Origin of the sequence: Microbacterium sp. LMI1-1-1.1, from assembly GCF_040815675.1 — a bacterium.
Lineage (GTDB): Bacteria > Actinomycetota > Actinomycetes > Actinomycetales > Microbacteriaceae > Microbacterium.
Genome location: NZ_JBFPNN010000008.1, coordinates 613835 through 634466, shown reverse-complemented (window position 1 = coordinate 634466; position 20632 = coordinate 613835). Strand labels below are relative to the sequence as shown.

Genomic DNA, 20632 nt, shown 5'->3' with positions numbered 1-20632 from the left:
GGCGCTTCGCTAGCGTGGGCGCATGAGTCTCGCCGACACCACCCGCTACGACGTCGTCATCGTGGGAGGCGGGCACAACGCGCTCGTCGCCGCCGCCTATCTGGCCCGTGCGGGGCGGAGCGTGGTCGTCCTGGAACGCCTGGACGCCGTGGGCGGCGCGGCCGTCTCGGAACGGCCCTGGCGCGGCGTCGACGCGCGCGTCTCGCGGTACTCCTACCTCGTGAGCCTCCTGCCGCCGCGGATCGTCGCCGATCTCGGGCTCCGGATCGACCTGCGCCGGCGGCGCTACTCGTCCTACACCCCCGACCCGGCGGACCCGTCGCGCGGTGTGCTCATCGACACGAGGGATGCCGCGGCGACCGAGGACTCGTTCACGCGGACGTTCGGCGACGCCGACGAGGCCGCGCGATACCGAGCCTTCAACGAACGTCTCGCGAAGCTGGCGCGGGCCGTGTTCCCCACGATGACCGAGCCGCTGCCGACGGCGGACGAGCTGCGGGAGCGGGTCGGGGACGACGAGCTGTGGACGGCACTGACGGAGCGCCCGCTCGGCGATCTGCTGCGGTCGTCGCTCGAGACCGACCTCGTACGCGGCGTGGCTCTGACGGACGGGCTGATCGGCACCTTCGCGGCATCCGATGATCCGTCCCTCGCGCAGAACCGGTGCTTCCTCTATCACGTGGTCGGCGGGGACTGGAACGTTCCCGTCGGCGGCATGGGGGCCGTGACGGCCGAGCTCGAGCGCGCCGCACGGGAGGCGGGCGCGGAGATCCTCACGGGCGTCGAGGTGATCTCCGTCACGCCGGACGGCGAGGTCCACGGGGTGACCGACCGGCCCGTCTCGTTCCGGGGAGCGCTGGTGCTCAGCGGCGTCGGACCGGCGGTGCTGGCCGACCTGCTCACGGCGGGCGGGACGTCGGTCGCCGCGCCCCCGGAGCCGGAGGGGTCGCAGATCAAGGTCAACATGCTCCTGTCGCGGCTGCCGCGCCTGAAGGACGCCGCGGTGTCGGCCGAGGCCGCGTTCTCGGGGACGCTGCACGTCAACGAGTCCCTCACGCAGCTGGACTCCGCCTTCATCGCCGCGACCGGCGGGATGCTGCCCGACCCGCTGCCGATAGAGGTGTACTGCCACTCGCTGACCGACCCCTCCATCCTCGGACCGGAGCTGCGCGAGAGCGGCGCCCAGACGCTGACCCTGTTCGGGCTGCACGTGCCCCACCGGCTCATCGCGGACGAGGACCCGGTCGCGGCGGGCGCACGGCTGCTCGCGGCGGCGCAGCACTCGCTGGAGTCCGTGCTCGACGAGCCGCTGCGCGACTGCATCATGCGGACGCCCGAGGGCACTCTGTGCATCGAGGCGAAGACGACGAGCGACCTCGAGCGCGCGTTGAACCTGACCGGCGGCGACATCTTCCACGGCGGCCTGTCGTGGCCGTGGTCGGAGGGGCGGGCGACGCGTCCGGCGGCCCGGTGGGGCGTGGAGACGGCGCACGCCCGCATCCTCCTCTGCGGGTCGGGTGCGCGGCGCGGCGGCGCCGTGAGCGGCATCGGCGGGCAGAACGCCGCGATGGCGGCGCTGGAGATCCTCGGGGAGTAGGGCGCGGGATGTCCCGTTCGCGGGTTGTTCGGTTCGCGGGTTGTTCGGTTCGCCGGCTGTCGCGGGTTGTTCGGTTCGCGGGTGGCCGGGGTGGCCGGGGCGGGGTGCCGCGGATCGGATGCCGTCGGGGCGGGGCTCGAGGGAGGGATGCCACGGGGCGGGGCTCGAGGGAGGGATGCCGATAGGGGCAGTTCCACCGCCGGGTGAATTCCTTCTCGGGGCCGGGTGAAGAGACTGTCAGACCCTCGAACATCCTTTCTGCCGTTGACGCATGGCCGCATCTTCCTCTCCCCCGCCGCCGGCAGACGCCGACGCCTTCATCGACGACCGGTTCGCCGACGAGCAGGCGGAGCTGCGCGCGCTCGTCGCGGGCATCCGCGACGACACCATGGCCATCGCCCGGCTGTCCGCGTCGCTCATCCGAAGACGCGCCGCCGTCATGAGGATCGCCCTCGCCCGCATGGAGCGTTCGGGCTCACGTCTCTCTCTGGAGCGCGAGCTCCCGGTGCGGTCGGTCGCGCTCGAGATCGGCGTGGCCACGCGCACGCACGATCTCACCGTGCAGAAGGAGCTGTCCGACGCCCACACGCTGACCGAGAAGTTCGCCGCCACGGTGGGGGCTCTCGAGGACGGCCGGATCACTCCGCGACACGCCGCCGCAATCCTCGAGACCGGCATCGTGCTCGACGACCCGGCCGCACGTGCGGGGTGGGAGACGGTCGTCCTGGTCCGCGCCGAGCGCGACTCCCCCGGTCGTGTCCGGGCCTACGGCCGCGAACTGGCCGAGAGCGTGCAGCCGGAAGGCATGACGGCTCGACACCTGCGCGCCGCCGCGCAGCGCGGGGTGAGCGTGCGCGACCTCGCCGACGGGATGGCGGAGCTGAGCGTCATCCTGCCCGCGACCGTGGCCTACGGGATCCGGGATCGTCTGCGACGCCAGGCCGCGGCCATCCGGGCTGCCGTGACGGCCCCGGACACGAGCGGAGACTCGGCGACCGCCGGGGACGGCGGGTCGTCGAGTGCGGAGGACCCAGGATCGATGCCTGACGGGATCGACGGATCAGCGACCGCCGGGAACCGAGAACCGTCTCTCGCCTCGATGGGAGGGTCAGAGGCCGCCGGGACGGAAGGGACACCTGCCGGGAACGACGAGGGCAGCGTCGCGGACGAGCGGACGCTCGCGCAGATCGGCGCGGACGTCCTCGCCGATCTGCTCCTGACCGCCGCTCCTTCCCACGACCCGACGACGGAGGACTCCTGTCCGGGCGGGCTCGGCGCCGTGCGCGCCCAGGTGCAGATCACGGTGCCCGTGCTCACGCTGCTGGGCCGCACGGACGGCGGCGCCATCGTCGACAACACCTGCCCGATCGACCCTGCGACGGCGCGACGGCTGGCGGCCGGGGCTCCCGGCTGGGACCGCGTGCTGTGCGATCCGGTGACGGGGACGGTGCTTGAGGTGGACCGATACACCCCGACCTCCGCCCAACGACGGTTCCTCGCCGCTCGCGACCGGCACTGCCGCGCGCCGGGATGCCGTGCGCCGATCGCGCGCTGCCAGCTGGACCACAACCGCGAGGCCCAGGACGGCGGCCCCACGCACCTGCGGAACCTCTGCCACCTCTGCGTCCGCCATCACGTCCTGAAGACTGAGGAGCCGTGGACGATCCAGCAGAACGCCGACGGCAGCCTGCTGTTCCACAGCCCGCTCGGCCAGCAGACCCGGGAGAGCCCTCCCCCGCGCGTCATGTTCCGTCCGACGGGCGATCCCCCGCCCTTCTGAGGCCCGAAGCCCGAGGCCCGAAGCCCCGAAGCCCGAGGCCCGAAGCCCCGAAGCCCGAGGCCCGAAGCCCGAAGCCCGAGGCGCAGGCCCGACGCCCCAGGCCCGTCGCTCGAACCCGAACCCGAACCCCCCGGCCCGAGCCCGCAGCCCGCCCCCCCCTCAGCTTTCACATCCCCGCTCGGTCAGCTGCGCGCCTGCGCCCGGCGCCGCACGACCTCGATGATCTCCGCGACACCTGCCGTCAGCTCCACCGTCGTGGGCGCCGCATAGCCGAAGACGAGACCGGCCGGAACATGCGTGGAGGAAGGCGAGACGGCGTACGACGACATCCCCGCGACCTGGATGCCGCGCTCCCCCAGCTCGGCCACGATCTCGCGTTCGTCGCGCGGCGTCGCCCAACGCAGAAGCGCGAAAGCGTGGAGCCCGCCGTCCATCGCCGTGAGGCTGATCTCGGGCACATCCGCGAAAGCCTCGAGCAGCAGCGCTCGCCGGTGTCGGTAGTCCCGGCGACGGCGGGCGGTGTGCCGCGCGAGTGCGCCCGTGGCGAGGTATCGGGCCATGGCATCCATCTGTACGACGGACACGGGCAGGTCCAGGTCCTCGCGCGCGGCCACCAGGCGATCACGGATGCCGCCCGACGCCACCAGCCACCCGCACCGCAGCGCCGGCGTGAGCACCTTCGACAGACTCCCGACCAGGACCACCCGGGCGGGGTCGATGAGATGCAGCGGCGGGAGGGGCGCACGTCCGTGCGGGAATTCGCTGTCGTAGTCGTCCTCGATCACGACGGCGCCCGACCGTTCCGCCCACGCCAGCAGACGGGCGCGCTCGGGGCCGCTCAGACGGCTCCCCAGCGGGTAGTGGTGCTGAGGAGTGACGACGACGGCATCCAGGTTCGCCTGTGCCTCGAGAGCGTCGAGGTCCAGGCCCGTGTCCGAACGGACCGGGATGCCGACGACCTCGGCCCCGAGACGGCGGAGAATCCTCGGCACCCTCCGATACCCGGGATCCTCCACGCCGACGCGCAGCCGAGCCCCGGCCTTCCGCGGCACGGCGGAGAACGTCAGCAGCAGCGCATCACTGGTGCCGGCGGTCACGATCACGTCGCCGGGCGCGACGTCTATTCCCCGGGTCCGCCCGAGATGCGCCGCGATCTCCTCCCGGAGGTGCGGTGTCCCCAGAACCGAAGAGGGCGCCACGTCCGCGGGCACCGGAGCGGCCGCCGCCCGTCGCCACGCGGACCGCCACGACGCGTCGGGAAGACCGCGCGTGCTGGGCCGTCCCGGGCGGAGGTCGCGGGTGTCCGTCGGACCGAGGCCGTCCGCTCCCCCGTCCCCCGGCGTCGACCACTCCCGTGGCACGCCGTCGGCGACGACCCCGCCGCCCCCGCGCGTCACATCCGCGACGACGGTGCCCCCGCCCACTCGCGAGAGCAGATATCCCTCTCCGAGAAGGGTCTCGTAGGCGGCGACGACCGTGCCGCGCGCCACCCCCAGGTCCGCGGCGAGGGAGCGCGTCGACGGCACCGTCTCCCCACCGGCGACCCGCCCCGTGACAATGGCTGAACGAAGTCCGGCGGCGATCTGCTGGTGCAGAGGAGACGGGGAGGAGCGGTTCACCAGCCCGAGCGAGATCACGCTCCATCCTGACACAGTGGTCCACCCGAATGAGCCGAATCCGGACTACCCACTGGTCCACACGGGCGGCTGTACTCGACGCATGACCGAACTCCCCCTCACCTCGCTCACTCGTGTCCGGCGGGGCGCCCGCCATCAGCGCACCGACCGCGCAGCGCTGTATGACGTCCTCGACGGGGCGCTCTCCGGAACGTTGGCGGTCGTCCGAGACGACCGTCCGATCGTGCTCCCGGTGGGCATCGCCCGCGACGACGACTCCGTGCTGTTCCACGGCTCGACGGGGAGCGACTTCTTCCGCCGAATCGCCGACGGGGCTCCCGTCTGCCTGACGGTCACCCACCTGCTCGGCCTCAAGTACGCCCGCTCCCTCTTCGACAGTTCCATGCGCTACCGCTGCGCCGTCGTCCACGGCACCGCCGCCGCGGTCGGAGCCGCGGAGAAGGAGGACGCCTTGTCCCGTCTGTCCGAACACCTCATGCCGGGACGCGAGGCCGACGTCCGTCCGATGACGGCTCGGGAGATCGCGGCGACGATGGTCCTCCGCCTCCCCCTGGACCAGGCGAGCGTGAAGGACAACGTCGGCTCCCTCGCCGAGGTGGACGGGGACGGCGAGGACCGGACCGTGTGGGCGGGCATGCTCCCCCTGCGGACGGTCGCCGGGGACCCCGTCACCGCGCCGCAGACGGTCTCCGGGACTCCCGTGCCGGAGTCGGTGCGCCGAGCCGCCGCCCGGATCGCGGACCTCGGCACAGCCTGACAACTCCGCCCGAGGAGCGGCCGCCCGACACAGCGGAGCGGCCCCCCGGATCACCGAGGGGCCGCTCGCGCTCCCCCGTCGACGGGGGCAGACCGATGCCCGGGCTCAGCCGACGAGAGCCGGCACGACGTAGCGCCGCGGCGTCCCGAACCGATGCGCGGTGACCGAGACCGCCTGCTCGTGCAGGAACGGGAGCAGCTCCACACGCCCGGCACGCGTGACATCGCCGGCGTAGACGGCGACCGACGGCGACCCGCCCGTCGCCTCGGCGAGAGCCGCGACCGACCCGCCCAGCAGACGCACACGGCCCCCGGTCCGCGCGAGACGCGCGGCGCGACGCGCCCAGCTCTCGCCGTCCTCGACCACTCCGCGGACGCCCGCGCCCTCGAGCCATGCCCGCACGGCCGCGGGGAGCTCGGTCGCCGCGCTCACGGTGACCTCCGACCCTGCGCGGACGCCCGCGGCGACGACGCGCACGACCGCGGACAGCGTCGCCTCCTCGATGCGGACCGTCACCGGCACCGCGGCGTAGCGCAGGACGTTCTGCTCCGACTCCAGACCGGTCACGTCGCGGGCGAGCGAGAACTCCGTCGCCCACGCGGCGGCGTCGGACGCGAGAGCCTGCGCCAGCCAGTCCCGCTCGTCGGCGGGCACGGCGGCCAGCGCCGGCGCGGCGAGCGCATCGGAACCGGACGCCCCGGCGGGAACGAGCGCGGGGGCGGCATCCGTCCACGAACCGAACCCGAAGAGGTAGTGCGGTCCGCCCGCCTTGGTGCCCGCGCCGACGGCGGACCTCTTCCAGCCGCCGAAGGGCTGCCGCTGCACGATGGCGCCGGTGGTCCCGCGGTTGACGTACAGGTTGCCGGCCTCGATGCGGGCGAGCCACTGCTGGATCTCGTCCTCGTCGAGCGAGTGCAGGCCGGTGGTGAGGCCGTACTCGATGGCGTTCACGATGTCGATCGCCTCGTCGAGGGTCTCCGCCGTCATGATGCCGAGCACGGGACCGAAGTACTCCGTGCGGTGGAACTCGCTGCCGGGGCGCACGCCCTCGCGGACGCCGGGACGCCACAGCCGACCCTCGTCGTCGAGCTTCTCGGGCGTGACGACCCAGCGCTGGCCGGGCTCGAGGGTGGTCAGCGCGCGCAGCAGCTTGCCCTGCGCGGGCTCGATGAGGGGTCCGATGCGGGACGCGGGCTCCCACGGCATCCCGACCTCCAACGAAGTGACGGCGTCGACGAGCTGGTCCCGGAACCGGCGAGAGCGCCCCACCGAGCCGACGAGGACGACGAGGGATGCCGCCGAGCACTTCTGCCCCGCGTGACCGAACGCCGAGAGGGCGACGTCCTTCGCGGCGAGGTCGAGGTCGGCGGACGGCGTGACGATCACCGCGTTCTTGCCGCTGGTCTCGGCGAGCAGCGGGAGGTCGGGGCGGAAGGAACGGAACAGCTCGGCCGTCTCGTACGCACCGGTCAGCACGACCCGGTCGACGGCGTCGTGCGTGAGCAGCTGCCGGCCGAGGTCCTGCTCGGACAGCTGGACGAGCCGCAGCACGTCCCGGGGCACGCCCGCCTCCCACAGGGCCTCGACCATCACGGCGCCGGAACGCTCCGCGAGGGCTGCGGGCTTGATGACCACGGCGGAGCCCGCGGCGAGCGCGGCGAGGGTCGAGCCGGCGGGGATGGCGACAGGGAAGTTCCACGGCGGCGTGACCACCGTCAGGCCGACCGGGGCGAAGGTCGCCCCGTCCACGTCCTCCAGCGTCCGCGCCTGCTCGGCGTAGTAGTGCGCGAAGTCGATCGCCTCGGACACCTCGGGGTCGCTCTGCTCGATGACCTTGCCGCACTCGGCGCCCATGACCTCCAGCAGCTCGGCTCGTCGCGCCTCGAGCACGTCCCCGGCCCGGTGCAGGATCGCGGCCCGCTCGGCGGCACCGCGGTCGCGCCACCCGGCGGCGGCCGCCGCGGCGTCCCGCATCAGCTCGTCCAGGACGTCGGCGTCGGTGACCGTGTGCGTCCGGATGGTCTCCGCCCCCAGGCGGGAGTCCGCCATGCGCGCGACGATGCCCTCGGCCCATCCGCGGTTCGCGGCGATCGCGGGGTCCGAGTCGGGGGTGTTGCGGAACCCGGACGTCGGCGCCGGCGCGGCCGGCGCGGTGCGGTCCTGCACGCGGTTGGAAGCGGGCACTCCCGCGGGCATGTCGGCGAGGGATGCCAGGAAGCGGTCGCGCTCGCGGGCGAACAGCGCCTCCTGCGTGTCGAGGTCGAACACCGCGGACATGAAGTTCTCGCTCGAGGCGCCCTCCTCCAGCCGGCGGATGAGATAGGCGATGGCGACGTCGAACTCGTCCGGGTGCACGACGGGGGTGTACAGCAGGATCGACCCGACCGTCCGCCGGACGACCGCCTGCTGCGCGGTCGCCATGCCGAGCAGCATCTCGACGTCGATGCCGCTGCGGCCGGTCGTGCTCGTGACGCCGCGGCGCTCGGCCAGCAGCCACGCGAGGGCGATGTCGAACAGGTTGTGACCGGCGACGCCGATCCGCACGTTCGCGGTGTGCTCGGGCCGCAGCGCGTAGTCCAGGACCGCCTTGTACGACGCGTCGGTCGCCTGCTTGCTCGGCCAGGTCGCCAGCGGCCAGTCGTGCACATCGGCATCCACGCGTTCCATGGGCAGGTTCGCCCCCTTCACGACGCGCACCTTGATGGAGGCGCCACCGGATGCCACCCGGGCGGCGGTCCACTCCTGGAGCCGCACCATGGCGGCCAGGGCGTCCGGAAGGTAGGCCTGCAGCACGATGCCGGCCTCGACGCCGTGGAACTCGGGCTCGCCCAGCAGCGTCTCGAACACGGCGAGGGTGAGGTCGAGGTCCTTGAACTCCTCCATGTCGAGGTTGAGGAACGTGCCGGTCTCCTTCGCCACGCGGTACAGCGGGCGCAGCGCGGTCACGGCGTCGTCGACGGCGGCCTCGAACGCCCACGGCGTGTGCGGCGCGACGGTGGAGGACACCTTGATGGAGACGTAGTCCACGTCGTCGCGGGCGAGGAGCTTGCGGGTCCCGGCCAGGCGGCGCGCGGCCTCCTTCTTGCCGAGGATGGCCTCGCCGAGCAGGTTGACGTTGAGCCGGATGCCGTCGCCCCGACCGCGGATCGCCGAGATCGCGTCGCCGAGCTTGCGGTCGCTGGCGTCGACGATGAGGTGCCGCACCATCGACCGCAGGGCCGTGCGCGCAGCCGGGACGACCACCTGCGGCAGCACCGGCGCCGTCAGGGCGCCCAGGCGGATCGCGGACTTCAGGTGCGGAGGGAGGAACGCCGGGACGAGCGGGGTCAGCGCGGCGAGGTTGCGCGCGGCGACCCGGAGGTCCTCGGGACGCACGACGCCGTCCACGAACCCGACGGTGAAGTCGAGCCCGTGCGGGTCGCGCAGCACGCCGGCCAGACGCTGAGCCGCAGCGTCGACGGGCTCGTCGCGGCTCTCCACCAGCCACCGGCGGACGAGCGCGATCGCCTCGTCGGCCAGCTCGGACGGCGAGACGAGCGCCGGCGCGGCGCCGGCGGTGGTGCGGGGGACGTCGGTGAGAGACATGGCGATCCTTCCTCGGTTGGGATCAGTGTGAGGCCCGGCATCCCTTCGAGAAAAGCGATCATTTACGATCGGTATTGTTCGCTGGGAACGAAAGGATGCCGTGTTCGACCTGCGCCGCCTCCGCCTGCTCCACGAGCTGTCCGTGCGCGGGACGCTGTCCGCGGTCGCCGAGGCCCTCGCCTACAGCCCGTCGACCATCTCGCAGCAGCTCGCCCAGCTCGAACGCGACGCCGGCGTGCCCCTCCTCGAGCCCGACGGGCGGCGGGTCCGCCTCACCGCGCAGGGTGCGGCCCTGGCCGCCCATGCCGCCCGCATGCTCGCCGCCGACGAGGCCGCGCGCGCGGAGCTGGAGCGGATGCAGCCCTCGCTCGCCCCGGTGCGCCTCGCCGTCATGCAGTCCGCCGCCCACGGCCTGCTGCCCCGCGCACTGGACGCTCTCGCCGTCGCCGAGCCCGGACTCCGCGTGGAGGTCGCCGAGCTCGCGCCCGAGGAGGGGCTGTTCGAGGTCGCCGCCCGCGGGTTCGACCTCGTCGTCGCGGAGCAGTACCCGGGCCACACCCGCGAGCACCGCGACGGCCTGGAGCGCAGTCTGCTCGGGCGCGACGCGATCCGCCTCGCGGTGGGAGAGGCCACCTCCCCCGACGTCCGCCTCGAGGACCTGCGCGACCGCGCGTGGGTGATGGAGCCCGTCGGCACGGCCGCCCGCCAGTGGGCGACGCAGCAGTGCCGCGCGGCGGGGTTCGAGCCCGACGTCCGCTTCGAGCTCGCCGACCTCACGGCGCACGTGCGGCTGGTCGCGTCCGGGCACGCGGTGGGGATGATCCCCGACCTCGTCTTCGCCGGCGAGGAGCCTCCCGTCCGACTGATCGACCTCCCCGCCCGGCCGCGCCGCGACGTGTTCACCGCGGTGAGACGCGGAACGGCCGACCGCCCCGGTGTCCGCGCTGTGCGCCAGGCGCTGCAGATCGCGTACGACCGGGACGGCCGACCGTGAGCCCTCAGCGGGTGAGGGCGATCTCGTTGGGCGTGACCTCGAGGGTCGCGCTGGCCAGGACCTCACCGGTGGTGAGGTCCACCGAGTGGACCATGTTCTTCGCGGGCTCGGTCACGTAGGCGACGTCACCGCTGACCTTGATGGCCGGGTGGGCGTCCTGCCACTCGACGGGACCCTCCCACGCGTCGATGACCGGGAAGGAGTCCGTGAACTCCCCCGCCTCGAGGTCGAACACGTGGATCGCGCCGTCCGACGCGAGGATGTAGCCGAGGTCCTCCGGCCCGCGGGCGAGATCGCGGAACGTGTACTCCGCCCCCTCCGGCATGTCGACGACGGTCTGGGTCTTCGCGGCGGTGTCGAGGACGGCGACGCGGTGGAGGAGGTACCCCTCGGCGTCGCGGTCGTCCTTGTAGTCGCCGAGCACGAGCGGGCTCGTCTCGCTGACGAACAGGTTGCCCGTCCGGCCGTACGGCTGGTCGGGGGCGTCGAGCTTGGTGATCTCGCCGTCGGCGTACACCAGCGCGCCGTTCTCGCAGCCGAAGACGACGACCTCGTCCTGCGCGGTGCCCTCGCCGTGCACGCCCGGGCAGACCGTGTTCTCGGCGATCGTGTTCCCGGACGCGTCCGCGACGGTAATTCCGGTGCGGCCGTCGGCGTTGCCGACCGTCGTCACGAAGGACCCGTCCTCGAGCACGATCGACACCCCGTGGTGCGCCTCGACACCCGGGATGGTCTCGGTCTCGGGGAGCTCGTCGGTGGATGCCAGCAGGGCATCGGTGTCGAAGACGGTGGTGTCGCTCGTCCCGTCGGCGTAGAGCACGGTCTTGCCGCCGTGGACGACGACGTGACCGGCCTTCTCGGCCGCGAAGACCAGGTCGGTCAGCTCGGGGTCCTCCTCGGCGGTGCCCGCGTCGAGCACCTGGAAGCCGGCGCTGGTCGTCACCATGATGTGGCGGCCGTCTCCGGCCGCGTTCAGGCGGGTGAACTCCTCCGAGTCGACGTCGCCGACGACCTCGAGCGTCTCGCCGTCCAGGACGACGATGCCGCCGGGGTAGGACAGGGCGACGCGCGTGCCGGTCTCGTCGCCGGTCGCGCCGGACGCGGCCGGGGCGGGAGCCGCGGATCCGCCGCCCGAGCCGCCCGAGCAGGCGGCCAGACCGACGGTCGCACCGACCGCGAGCGCGAGCAGGCCCGCGCGGCGGAGGGGGAAGGTGCGCATGTGATTCCTCTTTCTTCTCTGGGTGGGGAGCGTGGCGACGGCGACGGATGTCACCGCGGCGCCAGGCCCGTGGCGATGCGCTCCGTGTTCACGCGCATCATGGTCAGGTAGTCCGGCGCCCCGCCGGAGGGCTCGGTGAGGGACTCGGTGAACAGCTCCTCGACGGCGACGTCGACGTCGGCCTCCCGGGCGAGCGCCTGCACGAGACGGTCCGGCTGCGAGGACTCCGCGAAGATGGTGCGGACCCCCGCCTCCTCGATCGCCGACACCAGGTCGGCCAGATCGCTCGCGCTCGGCGCGGCGAGGGTCGTCCCGCCCGGGATCACCGCACCCACGACGCGGAAGTCGAAGCGGTCCGCGAGGTACCCGAACACGTGGTGGTTCGTCACCAGGGCCCGCTGCGCCGCGGGGATCGCCGCGAAGGCGTCCGACATCTCGGCGTCGAGCGCTTCGAGCTCGCCGCGGTAGGACGCGGACCGGGATGCCACCGCGGTGGCATCCACCCCGTCCATCCCCTCCAGGACCGGCACGAGCGCGTCGACCACCGCGATGGTCTGGGCGGGATCGGTCCAGAAGTGCGGATCGTCCGCCCCTTCGGCGTCGGTGGAGGTGTACGGGAGCACGTCGACCGCGTCCCCCGCGACGAAGGAGGGAACGCCCTCCTGCGCGGCCGCGTCGAGGTGCTGCTGCAACCCCTCCTCGAGGCCGATGCCGTTCGACACGATCAGGTCGGCCGATCGGAGACGGGCGGCCGCGGCCGCGGAGATCTCGAACGAGTGCGGGTCGGCGCCCGGGCGCATGAGGGTCATGACCTCGACGTCGTCGCCGACGAGGTTCGTCACGACGTCGCCGAGGATGTTCGTCGAGACCGCCACGAGCGGGCGGTCGTCGGACGAGCCGGCGCACCCGGTGAGGAGCGCGCCGACGACGGTCAGGGCGGCCGCGGTCGCGGCGAAACGGAAGCGGGGGCGGAAGCGGTTCATCTCAGCGCCCCGTCTGCGCGACGAAGGCCGGCACGCGCTCGGGGGCGAACTCGCGGGCGATGCGCGCCGCGTCGGCGAAGTCGATCTCCCACAGCCGCTGCTCGGCCGGGCCGTTGAGGTAGGCGCGCTGCTGATCGGCGACGAGCGTCACGGCGTCGCCGGCGGTCAGGCTCGCCCCGACGAGAGGGAGGGATGCCGCCCGCGCGGCGCCGTTCTCACCGTCGATCACCAGCACCCGGCCGTCCGGCGTGAGGCCGAGCACGTTCGCGTCGGCGTCGTCGACGGCGGTCACCTGGACCAGCGGCTCGGGGGCGGCGAGCAGCGTCCACGTCCGGTCGCGGGTGTCGAGCATCCAGATGCCGGACGTCCCGGCGAGCGCGGCGACGCGGGGCCGCCCCTCCCGGTTGGCGAACGCGGTGGCGCGGGGAGCGTCGACGCCGTCGGGGTAGGGGATGCGCTCGACGACGGGCTGCTCCTCCTCGACGTGGAGGAGGAGGGCGCCGTCCTCGCATCCGATCACGGCGCCGACGCGGGTCGTGATCGTGCCCTGGGGGGCGACGCACCGCACGCCCTCCCCCGCTTCCGCACCGTCGGCGGTGTGCACGGCGACCTCGTCGCCGTCGGCGGTGTGCACGGTGACCTCGTCGCCGGAGGCGACGGCGGCGAACGACCCGACCGGGACGACGAGACCCGCCCCGGGCGTGCGCTCCAGCCGGAACGACTCGACGAGCTCGCCCGTCGACATCGCCTCGGTGTCGAGCAGGACCGCCTCCCCGGAGGCGGGGAAGAACAACCCGGTCCCGCCGGTGGTCGAGGAGTTCGAGGTGGCGACGGTGGCCACCCCCTCCCCCGCGACGTCGCCCAGCAGCGCCGGCTGCGCCCGGTAGTAGTGGAAGTGGTCGACGTGGTCCCACGTCCAGACGCCGCTGTCGACGATGGACACTCCTGCCGCGTCGGCGGCGAAGAGGTAGCGCCCGTCGGTGTGGACGACCGCGGGAGCGCGCACCGTGCCGAGGTCGACCGTGCTCTCGTCGAGGAGGTCGAGATGCGAGACCCGCCCGGCGGGATCGATCGACGTCAGTCCGACGGCCGGCTCCGCGAGCTCCTCGGCGCCGGCGATCTCACCGTGGGTGTCGACGGTCGGCTCGTCCGCGGCAGGAGCATCGGACACGGGCGCCGCGCACCCGGTTAGCACGGCCAGCACCGCCGCGGCGGACGGGAAGAGCACCGGGAGACGGCGGCGGCGGGCGGGACGAGGCGGGCGGGAGGACTGCGAGGGGCGGGAGGGGTGGAGCATGAAGGCTTTCTTCTCAGACCGCGGCGCGCGGCGACGCCGCGGCGAGCGATCGGGACGGAGGGGAGGTGAGGCGGTCGCGCAGCGACCGGAGCGCCCACGAGAGACCGGCCGCGGCGATCGCGGTGCCGGCGATGGTCGCCCCCGCGGCGGTCGCGGCGTGCCACGAGACCAGCAGCCCCACGGCCACGGCGGCCGCACCGATGACCGCGGCGAGCGCCATGGTCGTGGGGATGCGCTCGGTCCACTGGCGCGCGGCGACGGCGGGAGCGACGAGCAGGCCGACGACGAGCAGCGACCCGACCGCCTGGTAGGAGGCGACGACGGCGAGGGTGACGAGGCCGACCAGCAGGACCTGCGCCGCGCGCGGGGCGAGGCCCGCCACACGGGCGACCCGTTCGTCGATCGCGAGGGCGACGAGGCTGCGGTGGCCGAGCGCGGCGGCCGCGACGCCGAGCACGACCGCGACGGCCAGCACGACCAGGTCGCCGACGCCGATGGCGAGGATCTCACCGAAGAGGATGGCCGTGGCATCGGTGGCGAAGCTCCCGGCGTGCGAGATGACAATGACGCCCAGCGCGAGCATCCCCACGAAGAGCAGTCCGATGCTCGTGTCGTACGACAGCTTCGCGCGTCGCTGCAGCACGCCGATCCCGGCGCTCATCGCGATCGCGCTGACGGCGGCGCCCAGGAGCACCGGCAGCCCGAGCACCGTCGCGACGGCCACGCCGGGCAGCATGCCGTGTGCCAGCGCTTCGCCGAGGAAGGCCATCCCGCGCACGATGACCCAGGTCCCCGCAACGGCGCACAGCACCGCCACGAGCACGCCGCCGAGCAGAGCCCGTTGGACGAACTCGAAGGCGAAGGGATCAGTGAACCAGGACACGATGCTCGACCGTAGCGATAACGAGAATGATTCTCAAACTCGCTTCTCGGATACGCTGAGGCCGTGCCCCTCCGCTCCGCCCTCTCGACCGCCGCGGCACTCCGCGGCATCCGCGTCGACTACCCCGGCTCCACCGCCGTCGATGGCGTCGACCTCGACATCACCGCCGGCGCACTGACCGTCATCGTCGGACCCAACGGCGCCGGCAAGACCACCCTCCTGGAGGTGCTCGCGGGGGCGCGCACGCCGACGGCGGGCACGGTGGACGCCTCCCTCGCCACCCGCGCCTTCGTCCCGCAGCGCTCAGCGGTGTCCGACCGCCTGCCGCTCACGGTGCGCGACGTCGTGACCGTCGGCGCCTGGGGCCGCGTCGGACCGTTCCGGCGGCTGTCCGCCGATGCGCGCACCGCCGTCGACCGGTCCCTCGAGCGGCTCGACATCGCGGACCTGGCGCGGCGCCCGTTCGCGGCGCTCTCCGGCGGACAACGCCAGCGCGCCCTCCTCGCCCAGGGCCTCGCCCGCGAGGCGGACCTCCTCCTGCTCGACGAGCCGACGACCGGATTGGATGCCGCCAGCGCCGAGCTCATCCGGGCGGCGGTCACCGCGGAGCTGAGGCGCGACGCCACGGTGGTCTGCGTCAGTCACGACGATCGGCTCATCGCCGACGCGGACCGGGTGGTGGAGATGGCGGAGGGTCGGGTCGTCGCCAGCGGAGGCGAGACGCGATGAGGACGACCAGCGGCCCCGCCTCCGTGAGAGACGAGGCCGCCATCGCCGTCGGTGAGACAGTGGCGCTCACCGTAGTGCGTATCAGCTGCAGGTGCTCTTCGTGAAGTACAGGTGATTGCCGTCCTTCGCGGTCCAGCCAGTCGAGGTGGATTCCACACCGTCGGTGATCTTCGTCCCGTCGTTCCAGTACAGGACTTTGTCCTTGAGGAAGTAGCCCGAGTTGAGCGGAGTGGATCCGCTCGGCACGCTCGACAGATCGCTCGTCGTCTTGTTGAACGCCGCGTGCGCCTTGCCCGAGGTGTCCGTGTAGTAGACGTGGTTGCCGTCGCTGGCCGACCACCCCGTCGAGGTCTTCGAGACGTTCTCCGCGAGCTTCGTTCCGTCGATGTAGTAGAGCGTGTTGTCCTTCAAGAAGTACCCAGAGTTGAGGGCGGTCGCCCCGGACGGAACACTGGAGAACGCGGTCGGCTTGTTCTTCTCGCCGATGCCGTAGGCGGCGCCGGAGGTGCTGATGTACTGGATGTGATTTCCATCGCTAGCGGACCACCCGGTGGACGTGGACGCGACGTCCGTGGCCAGAACGGTGCCGTCGTTGTAGTACAAGGTGGATCCCTTGAGGAAGTACCCCGAGTTCAGCGGTGTGGCGTCCTTCGGGACGGACTTGAGATCGCCCGGTGCGTTCCCCTCGAAGACCGAGTGTGCGTTGCCGCTGGTGTCGGTGTAGTAGATGTGGTTACCGTCCGACCCCGTCCAGCCTGTCGAGGTCTTGCTGACGTCCGTCGCCACAGCTGTCGAGCTGTTGTATTGGTAAAGCGAGCTGCCCTTGAGGAAATATCCGCTGTTGAGCGGCGTCGAGCCGGCCGGGACGTTGCCGAGCGCGTTCGGCGTCCCCTTCTCGAAGACGCTGAACGCACGTGCCCCCGAAGGCGTCTTCAGCGCGGCAGTCGTCGAAGCACTGCCCGATGTCGCCGTGGCAGTGCTGTCACCCCCGGTCCCGGGAACCTTGATGTCGGGCAGGGTGAGCTTGCCGTTCGCGTCCGTCGTTCCCGTGTAGCTCGTGGACCCGTCTTTGAAGGTGTAACCGTCGGCGAGGGTGACCGTGACGCTTTCACCCGCTGCCACGACGCCGTTCCGCGTGGCGGTCACGTAGGCACCTGAGATCGTGCCGCACGCCTTGCCGTCGTAACTGCTCTTGTCGAATGCCAGCGTGAGGTCGTTGGTCGCCGCCGTGGCGGGTGCGGCCGTGACGACGGTCACGACGGGGATCGACCACGCCGCTCCCGCCAAGATAGTGCGGCGCTTTACGCCGTCGGGGCCAGTGAACACGCCTCGAAGCGGCGCGTCGTTCTCAGTCGTCATCTCGTCTCCCTGTGGTGTGAATGACGCGAGCAGCTTCTGGTGTCACACGCGCCCCGGCTACGTCGGTTGACGAGACTCCGCCATGGGTTTCCATCGATGAGTGCATGGGTGAGCTTGCCCGGTCGCGGAGAGGTTAAGTTTCCACAGGCGCTCCGAGGTTGCGATTGCGGCGCGGAACAGAGGACATCTCACGAGAAGGGGTGGTGAATCACGCCCTCCACCCCTTCGTGGCATGCGAATGTGCCCGGGTGGCTCAAAAGCGCGGCGCGTCCCCGGACGTGGCGTCGCGTTCCCGCGGCGACGACCGTGCTCCGTCCCGCCGACGGATACGAGCCGAGGGCCCCGCTGCGGCACGGTGGTTCGCGAGTCAAGGACTGACGCCGCAGCCCCCACCTCCGGCGACAGATGCCCCCGTCCTCATGGTGGACGAGCTCATCCACGGATCCTTCGCTGTACGCCGCATCAGGCACACCGCGGTGACTCTCTCGAGCGTGGGCGGTGAAGACCCGCAGAACAGTTGCTCGTCATCGACACACCCGTCGATATCGCTCACCTTGCAGACCGAAGGGGAGAGTGTCGTTTCCTCGCCCGACGGCGTGCGGACCCTTCACGCTCATGACGCGCTCCTCGCTACAACGCACAGCGTGCAGTCGTTCATGACGAGGTCCCCCTCCGCTCGCATCGAGATGATTTCGTCCAGCCTGCGCCTGCCCCCGTCGCACTTCACCCACCTGGCCCGCACGCGTGATTCATCTGCGTCCGTCGCGATCGTGTCCATCGTGAATGCCATTCTCGACGAGGGGGATGAGGTGAACTCCTGCACGGGCAGCGCGGTGCAACGCGCATTGGAGAATCTCGTCGAGGCCCTCCTCTGCGAGGCCGCCGTACCGAAGAGACGAGGTCAGCGCCGTGCCGCTGCAGAGCTCTTCTGCGCCGCGAATGAGTACATCGCGCTGTCCGCGCATGACGCGTCTGTCGGAGTCGAATCGGTCGCCGAGGCGACGAACGTCTCCGTCCAATATCTCAGGCGAGTGTTCGCAGCCCGAGGGACGTCGCCGAGCTCTGAGATTCGCCGCCGCCGATGCCAGCTCGCCCGAATCTTGTTGGCCGCGGGTGTCGACGATCCGCTCGAGATATGCGCGCATTCCGGCTTTCCGTCGGTTCGCGCTCTGCACCGGGCGCTAGCTACGTTCGACGCGGAGGACGCTCATCCTCGTGCAACCCTCACCGGGTGAAGCAGCGGGTGATATTCGCGATTCGGAGGGCGCGGCGAAGCGCCGTCTGCGAATGTGACGCCATGCCCCTCAGGATCCCAGAGCAGGTTGTCAGCAACGTGCCGCCATGGGAGCCGTTGCAAGGTGCCGGCTTCGATCATCTGCCGAAGAGAATGAGACAGAGACTCGACGGGCCCGCGGCCATCGAATGGTTCGAGGCGAGAGGGCATTCGTTGTCGACGTCCGACGCGTCGCTCAACGAGACCGTTCTCGTCGTCGACGAGCTGTCCGACGGCGAGTTCACCGCGCGCCGGCTGTGGCACACCCCGCTCAACCTGCTCCGCGACACGCAATCCACCGCTGACCGGGGCGTGCGCTTCTCCCTTCAGGTGGACGGGACGATCACGATAGCCGCCGGCGATACGACCACCACTCAGACGACGAACGACATCGTCGTCGTCTCCGCCCGTCACCGGTGCACTCTGCAGGCGCAGTCACCAACAGCTCGGATAGAGGTGGAGACATCATCGGCGACTGCTCAACTCCCGGGCGGGTTTCTCTACCTTCCCTTCGACGAGCCGACGTGCGCGGGTGCCGGTCTCGCCGCCCTGCTGAACACCGCGCTCAACCTCACCCCATCGCCGCACCCCGCCGTCATCCGCAAGATCCATGGCGCGATCGACTTGCTGATCGAGGGCCTCCTCGACGAGCACCGACCCCGTGCGGGTTCGACGTTGCCCGCGCTAGATCGCCTCTACGAGGACGCGATGGAGTGTATTCGGTCGTCAGCACACAACCCGGCCACCACCGTCGCGTCCCTCGCCGACACCCTCGACGTGTCCAGGCAGTATCTCGCGCGGGCCTTCGCCTCACGAGGCACGTCGCCATCCTCCGCGTTGCGCATGCGACGCCTGGAGCTGCTGGACAGCTTGCGGCGAGGGGGCGTCGCAAGCCCCGGCGAGCTGGCTCACCTGTCCGGGTTCCGCTCGACCTGGGCGATGCACAATGCCGCAGGCTCGACCTTTGCGGACGTTGACAATTGACCGCCTGGGCAACCGCATCCGGCACCCATGGAACGTGTGGCCACCGCCGTGCGGACGACCGAGACGGAAGCGCTGACGCGTCAGCTGCGGTCGCGCGTGGCTGCCGTGATGCGGCGGAGCACTTTGGCGAAGGCGTCGGCGCAGGGACCGTTCAGCTGCGGTCGCGCGTGGCTGCCGTGATGCGGCGGAGCACCTTGGCGAAGGCGTCGGCGTCGGCGCGGGGCTCTTCGCTGACGGCCGTCTCGACGTCGGACCCGAACCCCGTGAGGGCGGACCACGGCGCGGCGTCCAGGTCGATCTCGAGGTAGATGTGGTTGACGCGCCGGTCGTCGACGTCGAGCTCCCGGCGAAGCAGGCCACGCTCGACCAGACGATCGACGAGCGTCGTCACACCGGCGGACGTCACGTCGAGGTGCTCCCGCAGGCGGCTCGGACGGATCCCGGGCTCGGCGCCGATCGCCGCGAGCGCTCGAGCCTCGAGCTCGCTCACGCGCAGCTCCTTCCGCGCCGTGGCGACGGCGCGAGTGCGCGCCTGCACGAATTCCTCGAGAGCGAGGGAGAGGGCTGACAGAGTGCGCTGCGGCATCCACGTTCCTTTCTCTCGTTCGACGCGTATCCGCCCATCGTAGTCTTTATCGCGAACATTTCATCTTGTTAATTAACCTCGTGAAATACGTGATACCTTAGTATTTCGTCGGGAGCCCGCCCGACGGATGACCGAAGGAGATCGCATGGCAAAGCTCTACTACGGCTCCGACACCACCCCCGTCGCCCTCCCCGATCGTCTGCTGAGCTACATCAAGGTCATCGCGGCCACCAAGCTGCGTCGCAATGAGTCCTTCACGCTGACCTGGACCGGCGACGACACCGGGGACGGCCGCCAGACCATCTGGCTGCAGCCCTCCATCGCCCTGCGCTTCGTGTTCGAGACGCCCGAGCCGGAACAGCTGGTGGGCGAGTATCTCCGCCAGCTCGCCGACCAGTCCAACTCGTCGGCCGGGCTCATGCTCGACGTCCGCACGTGGGAGCAGGCCGAGGCCGCCGCGCGCCCCGCGTCGCGTTCCGTTCACGCCGCCTGATCGGCACCTCTTTAGCACATTCGCCCTCCCCGTCTGAATGCGGCCATACTGGACGCATTGCGCAAAACCTATTCGCGCGACTGGATCGGGGAGTGCGGTGCCGGTACGTGACCTTCTGAACATGGCGACCCTCGAGCTCTGGCTCGAGGAGTTCCGCGCGCTGGGCTACGTGACCGGCAGCGAGATGCGAGTCCTCGAACAGCAGGACGACACCGTCCCGGATGCCGGGCTCATCGTTGTCGACCTGTCGAAGGCGGCCACCATCAGCTACCTGCAGCCGGTCGACGGCAGCGGCGGCGCGTGGAAGGTCACCATGGAAGCCCGCGACACCACGATCGAGCTGGGCCCCGTGGAGCTCTTGAACCTCGGCAACGAGGTCAACGTGCTCTCGGCGCTCTGCGCCTTCCTCGAGGTCAAGTCGCGCGCACTCCTAGCCGTTCAGGCCGGCTGCTGAGGGCGTCGAGCCACGACCCGGC

General features: G+C 71.5%; 17 protein-coding genes. 9 read left to right on the top strand and 8 right to left on the bottom strand.

Features of this window, described 5'->3' with window-relative positions; genetic code table 11:
* Positions 1-22 precede the first annotated feature (22 nt).
* Entirely contained in the window at positions 23-1597 is a 1575-nt protein-coding gene (locus MRBLMI1_RS12495) for a phytoene desaturase family protein (protein WP_367733364.1), read from the top strand.
* A 271-nt stretch (positions 1598-1868) separates the two neighbouring features.
* Entirely contained in the window at positions 1869-3377 is a 1509-nt protein-coding gene (locus MRBLMI1_RS12490; RefSeq protein ID WP_367733362.1) for an HNH endonuclease signature motif containing protein, read from the top strand.
* A 182-nt stretch (positions 3378-3559) separates the two neighbouring features.
* Here MRBLMI1_RS12490 and MRBLMI1_RS12485 read toward each other — a convergent pair whose 3' ends face one another.
* Positions 3560-5014, bottom strand: a complete 1455-nt coding sequence (locus MRBLMI1_RS12485; protein WP_367733360.1) for a PLP-dependent aminotransferase family protein — start codon at positions 5012-5014, stop codon at positions 3560-3562.
* An 82-nt stretch (positions 5015-5096) separates the two neighbouring features.
* On the opposite strand from MRBLMI1_RS12485, the gene MRBLMI1_RS12480 reads away from it, so the two are divergent.
* On the top strand, positions 5097-5771 hold the full coding sequence (locus MRBLMI1_RS12480) for a pyridoxamine 5'-phosphate oxidase family protein (protein ID WP_367733358.1): 675 nt from the start codon (positions 5097-5099) through the stop codon (positions 5769-5771).
* 105 nt (positions 5772-5876) lie between these two features.
* Here MRBLMI1_RS12480 and MRBLMI1_RS12475 read toward each other — a convergent pair whose 3' ends face one another.
* Positions 5877-9356 (bottom strand): bifunctional proline dehydrogenase/L-glutamate gamma-semialdehyde dehydrogenase, encoded by a 3480-nt coding sequence (locus MRBLMI1_RS12475; RefSeq protein WP_367733348.1) that lies wholly within the window; start codon positions 9354-9356, stop codon positions 5877-5879.
* Between the two features lie 100 nt (positions 9357-9456).
* On the opposite strand from MRBLMI1_RS12475, the gene MRBLMI1_RS12470 reads away from it, so the two are divergent.
* Positions 9457-10350 carry a LysR family transcriptional regulator gene (locus tag MRBLMI1_RS12470; protein WP_367733346.1) on the top strand — a complete coding sequence of 298 codons (894 nt, stop codon included), beginning with the start codon at positions 9457-9459 and terminating at the stop codon, positions 10348-10350.
* 4 nt (positions 10351-10354) lie between these two features.
* Here MRBLMI1_RS12470 and aztD read toward each other — a convergent pair whose 3' ends face one another.
* Genes aztD through aztB form a run of 4 tightly spaced genes read right to left on the bottom strand, consistent with a single transcriptional unit; the run spans position 10355 to position 14732 of the window.
* On the bottom strand, positions 10355-11569 hold the full coding sequence (gene aztD, locus MRBLMI1_RS12465) for a zinc metallochaperone AztD (RefSeq protein ID WP_367733344.1): 1215 nt from the start codon (positions 11567-11569) through the stop codon (positions 10355-10357).
* 50 nt (positions 11570-11619) lie between these two features.
* Complete coding sequence (gene aztC, locus MRBLMI1_RS12460) at positions 11620-12552, bottom strand: zinc ABC transporter substrate-binding protein AztC (protein ID WP_367733342.1); 933 nt, start codon at positions 12550-12552, stop codon at positions 11620-11622.
* 1 nt (position 12553) lies between these two features.
* The gene (locus MRBLMI1_RS12455; RefSeq protein ID WP_367733340.1) at positions 12554-13849 is read right to left on the bottom strand and encodes an ABC transporter; all 1296 of its coding nucleotides are present in this window, start codon (positions 13847-13849) and stop codon (positions 12554-12556) included.
* Positions 13850-13862: 13 nt separating this feature from the next.
* Positions 13863-14732 (bottom strand): zinc ABC transporter permease AztB, encoded by an 870-nt coding sequence (gene aztB, locus MRBLMI1_RS12450; RefSeq protein WP_367733338.1) that lies wholly within the window; start codon positions 14730-14732, stop codon positions 13863-13865.
* A gap of 63 nt (positions 14733-14795) precedes the next feature.
* On the opposite strand from aztB, the gene aztA reads away from it, so the two are divergent.
* Positions 14796-15461, top strand: coding sequence for a zinc ABC transporter ATP-binding protein AztA (gene aztA, locus MRBLMI1_RS12445; protein WP_367733336.1), 666 nt, complete (start codon positions 14796-14798; stop codon positions 15459-15461).
* Positions 15462-15542: 81 nt separating this feature from the next.
* On the opposite strand, the gene MRBLMI1_RS12440 is transcribed toward aztA, so the two are convergent.
* Entirely contained in the window at positions 15543-16820 is a 1278-nt protein-coding gene (locus MRBLMI1_RS12440; protein WP_367733334.1) for a hypothetical protein, read from the bottom strand.
* A 419-nt stretch (positions 16821-17239) separates the two neighbouring features.
* On the opposite strand from MRBLMI1_RS12440, the gene MRBLMI1_RS12435 reads away from it, so the two are divergent.
* Complete coding sequence (locus MRBLMI1_RS12435) at positions 17240-18055, top strand: helix-turn-helix domain-containing protein (RefSeq protein ID WP_367733332.1); 816 nt, start codon at positions 17240-17242, stop codon at positions 18053-18055.
* A gap of 62 nt (positions 18056-18117) precedes the next feature.
* Positions 18118-19077: a hypothetical protein gene (locus tag MRBLMI1_RS12430; protein WP_367733330.1), complete on the top strand. Its 960-nt coding sequence runs from the start codon at positions 18118-18120 to the stop codon at positions 19075-19077.
* Positions 19078-19228: 151 nt separating this feature from the next.
* Here the strand turns inward: MRBLMI1_RS12430 and MRBLMI1_RS12425 are convergent, their stop codons facing one another.
* Positions 19229-19663, bottom strand: coding sequence for a MarR family winged helix-turn-helix transcriptional regulator (locus MRBLMI1_RS12425; RefSeq protein ID WP_367733328.1), 435 nt, complete (start codon positions 19661-19663; stop codon positions 19229-19231).
* Between the two features lie 145 nt (positions 19664-19808).
* Between MRBLMI1_RS12425 and MRBLMI1_RS12420 the strand changes: the two genes are divergently transcribed.
* Together MRBLMI1_RS12420 and MRBLMI1_RS12415 are read left to right on the top strand one after the other, a co-directional pair.
* Positions 19809-20156 carry a hypothetical protein gene (locus MRBLMI1_RS12420; RefSeq protein ID WP_367733326.1) on the top strand — a complete coding sequence of 116 codons (348 nt, stop codon included), beginning with the start codon at positions 19809-19811 and terminating at the stop codon, positions 20154-20156.
* A 121-nt stretch (positions 20157-20277) separates the two neighbouring features.
* Complete coding sequence (locus MRBLMI1_RS12415; RefSeq protein ID WP_367733324.1) at positions 20278-20610, top strand: hypothetical protein; 333 nt, start codon at positions 20278-20280, stop codon at positions 20608-20610.
* Positions 20611-20632: the final 22 nt, after the last annotated feature.

Bases quoted from the DNA above. Each gene is read 5' to 3' on its own strand.
- aztC (WP_367733342.1), bottom strand. From the start codon at position 12,552: ATGAACCGCTTCCGCCCCCGCTTCCGTTTCGCCGCGACCGCGGCCGCC.
- MRBLMI1_RS12455 (WP_367733340.1), bottom strand. From the start codon at position 13,849: ATGCTCCACCCCTCCCGCCCCTCGCAGTCCTCCCGCCCGCCTCGTCCC.
- MRBLMI1_RS12430 (WP_367733330.1), top strand. From the start codon at position 18,118: ATGCCCCTCAGGATCCCAGAGCAGGTTGTCAGCAACGTGCCGCCATGG.
- MRBLMI1_RS12495 (WP_367733364.1), top strand. From the start codon at position 23: ATGAGTCTCGCCGACACCACCCGCTACGACGTCGTCATCGTGGGAGGC.
- MRBLMI1_RS12415 (WP_367733324.1), top strand. From the start codon at position 20,278: ATGGCGACCCTCGAGCTCTGGCTCGAGGAGTTCCGCGCGCTGGGCTAC.
- MRBLMI1_RS12490 (WP_367733362.1), top strand. From the start codon at position 1,869: ATGGCCGCATCTTCCTCTCCCCCGCCGCCGGCAGACGCCGACGCCTTC.
- MRBLMI1_RS12480 (WP_367733358.1), top strand. From the start codon at position 5,097: ATGACCGAACTCCCCCTCACCTCGCTCACTCGTGTCCGGCGGGGCGCC.
- MRBLMI1_RS12440 (WP_367733334.1), bottom strand. From the start codon at position 16,820: ATGACGACTGAGAACGACGCGCCGCTTCGAGGCGTGTTCACTGGCCCC.
- MRBLMI1_RS12420 (WP_367733326.1), top strand. From the start codon at position 19,809: ATGGCAAAGCTCTACTACGGCTCCGACACCACCCCCGTCGCCCTCCCC.
- MRBLMI1_RS12435 (WP_367733332.1), top strand. From the start codon at position 17,240: ATGGTGGACGAGCTCATCCACGGATCCTTCGCTGTACGCCGCATCAGG.
- MRBLMI1_RS12475 (WP_367733348.1), bottom strand. From the start codon at position 9,356: ATGTCTCTCACCGACGTCCCCCGCACCACCGCCGGCGCCGCGCCGGCG.
- aztD (WP_367733344.1), bottom strand. From the start codon at position 11,569: ATGCGCACCTTCCCCCTCCGCCGCGCGGGCCTGCTCGCGCTCGCGGTC.
- MRBLMI1_RS12425 (WP_367733328.1), bottom strand. From the start codon at position 19,663: ATGCCGCAGCGCACTCTGTCAGCCCTCTCCCTCGCTCTCGAGGAATTC.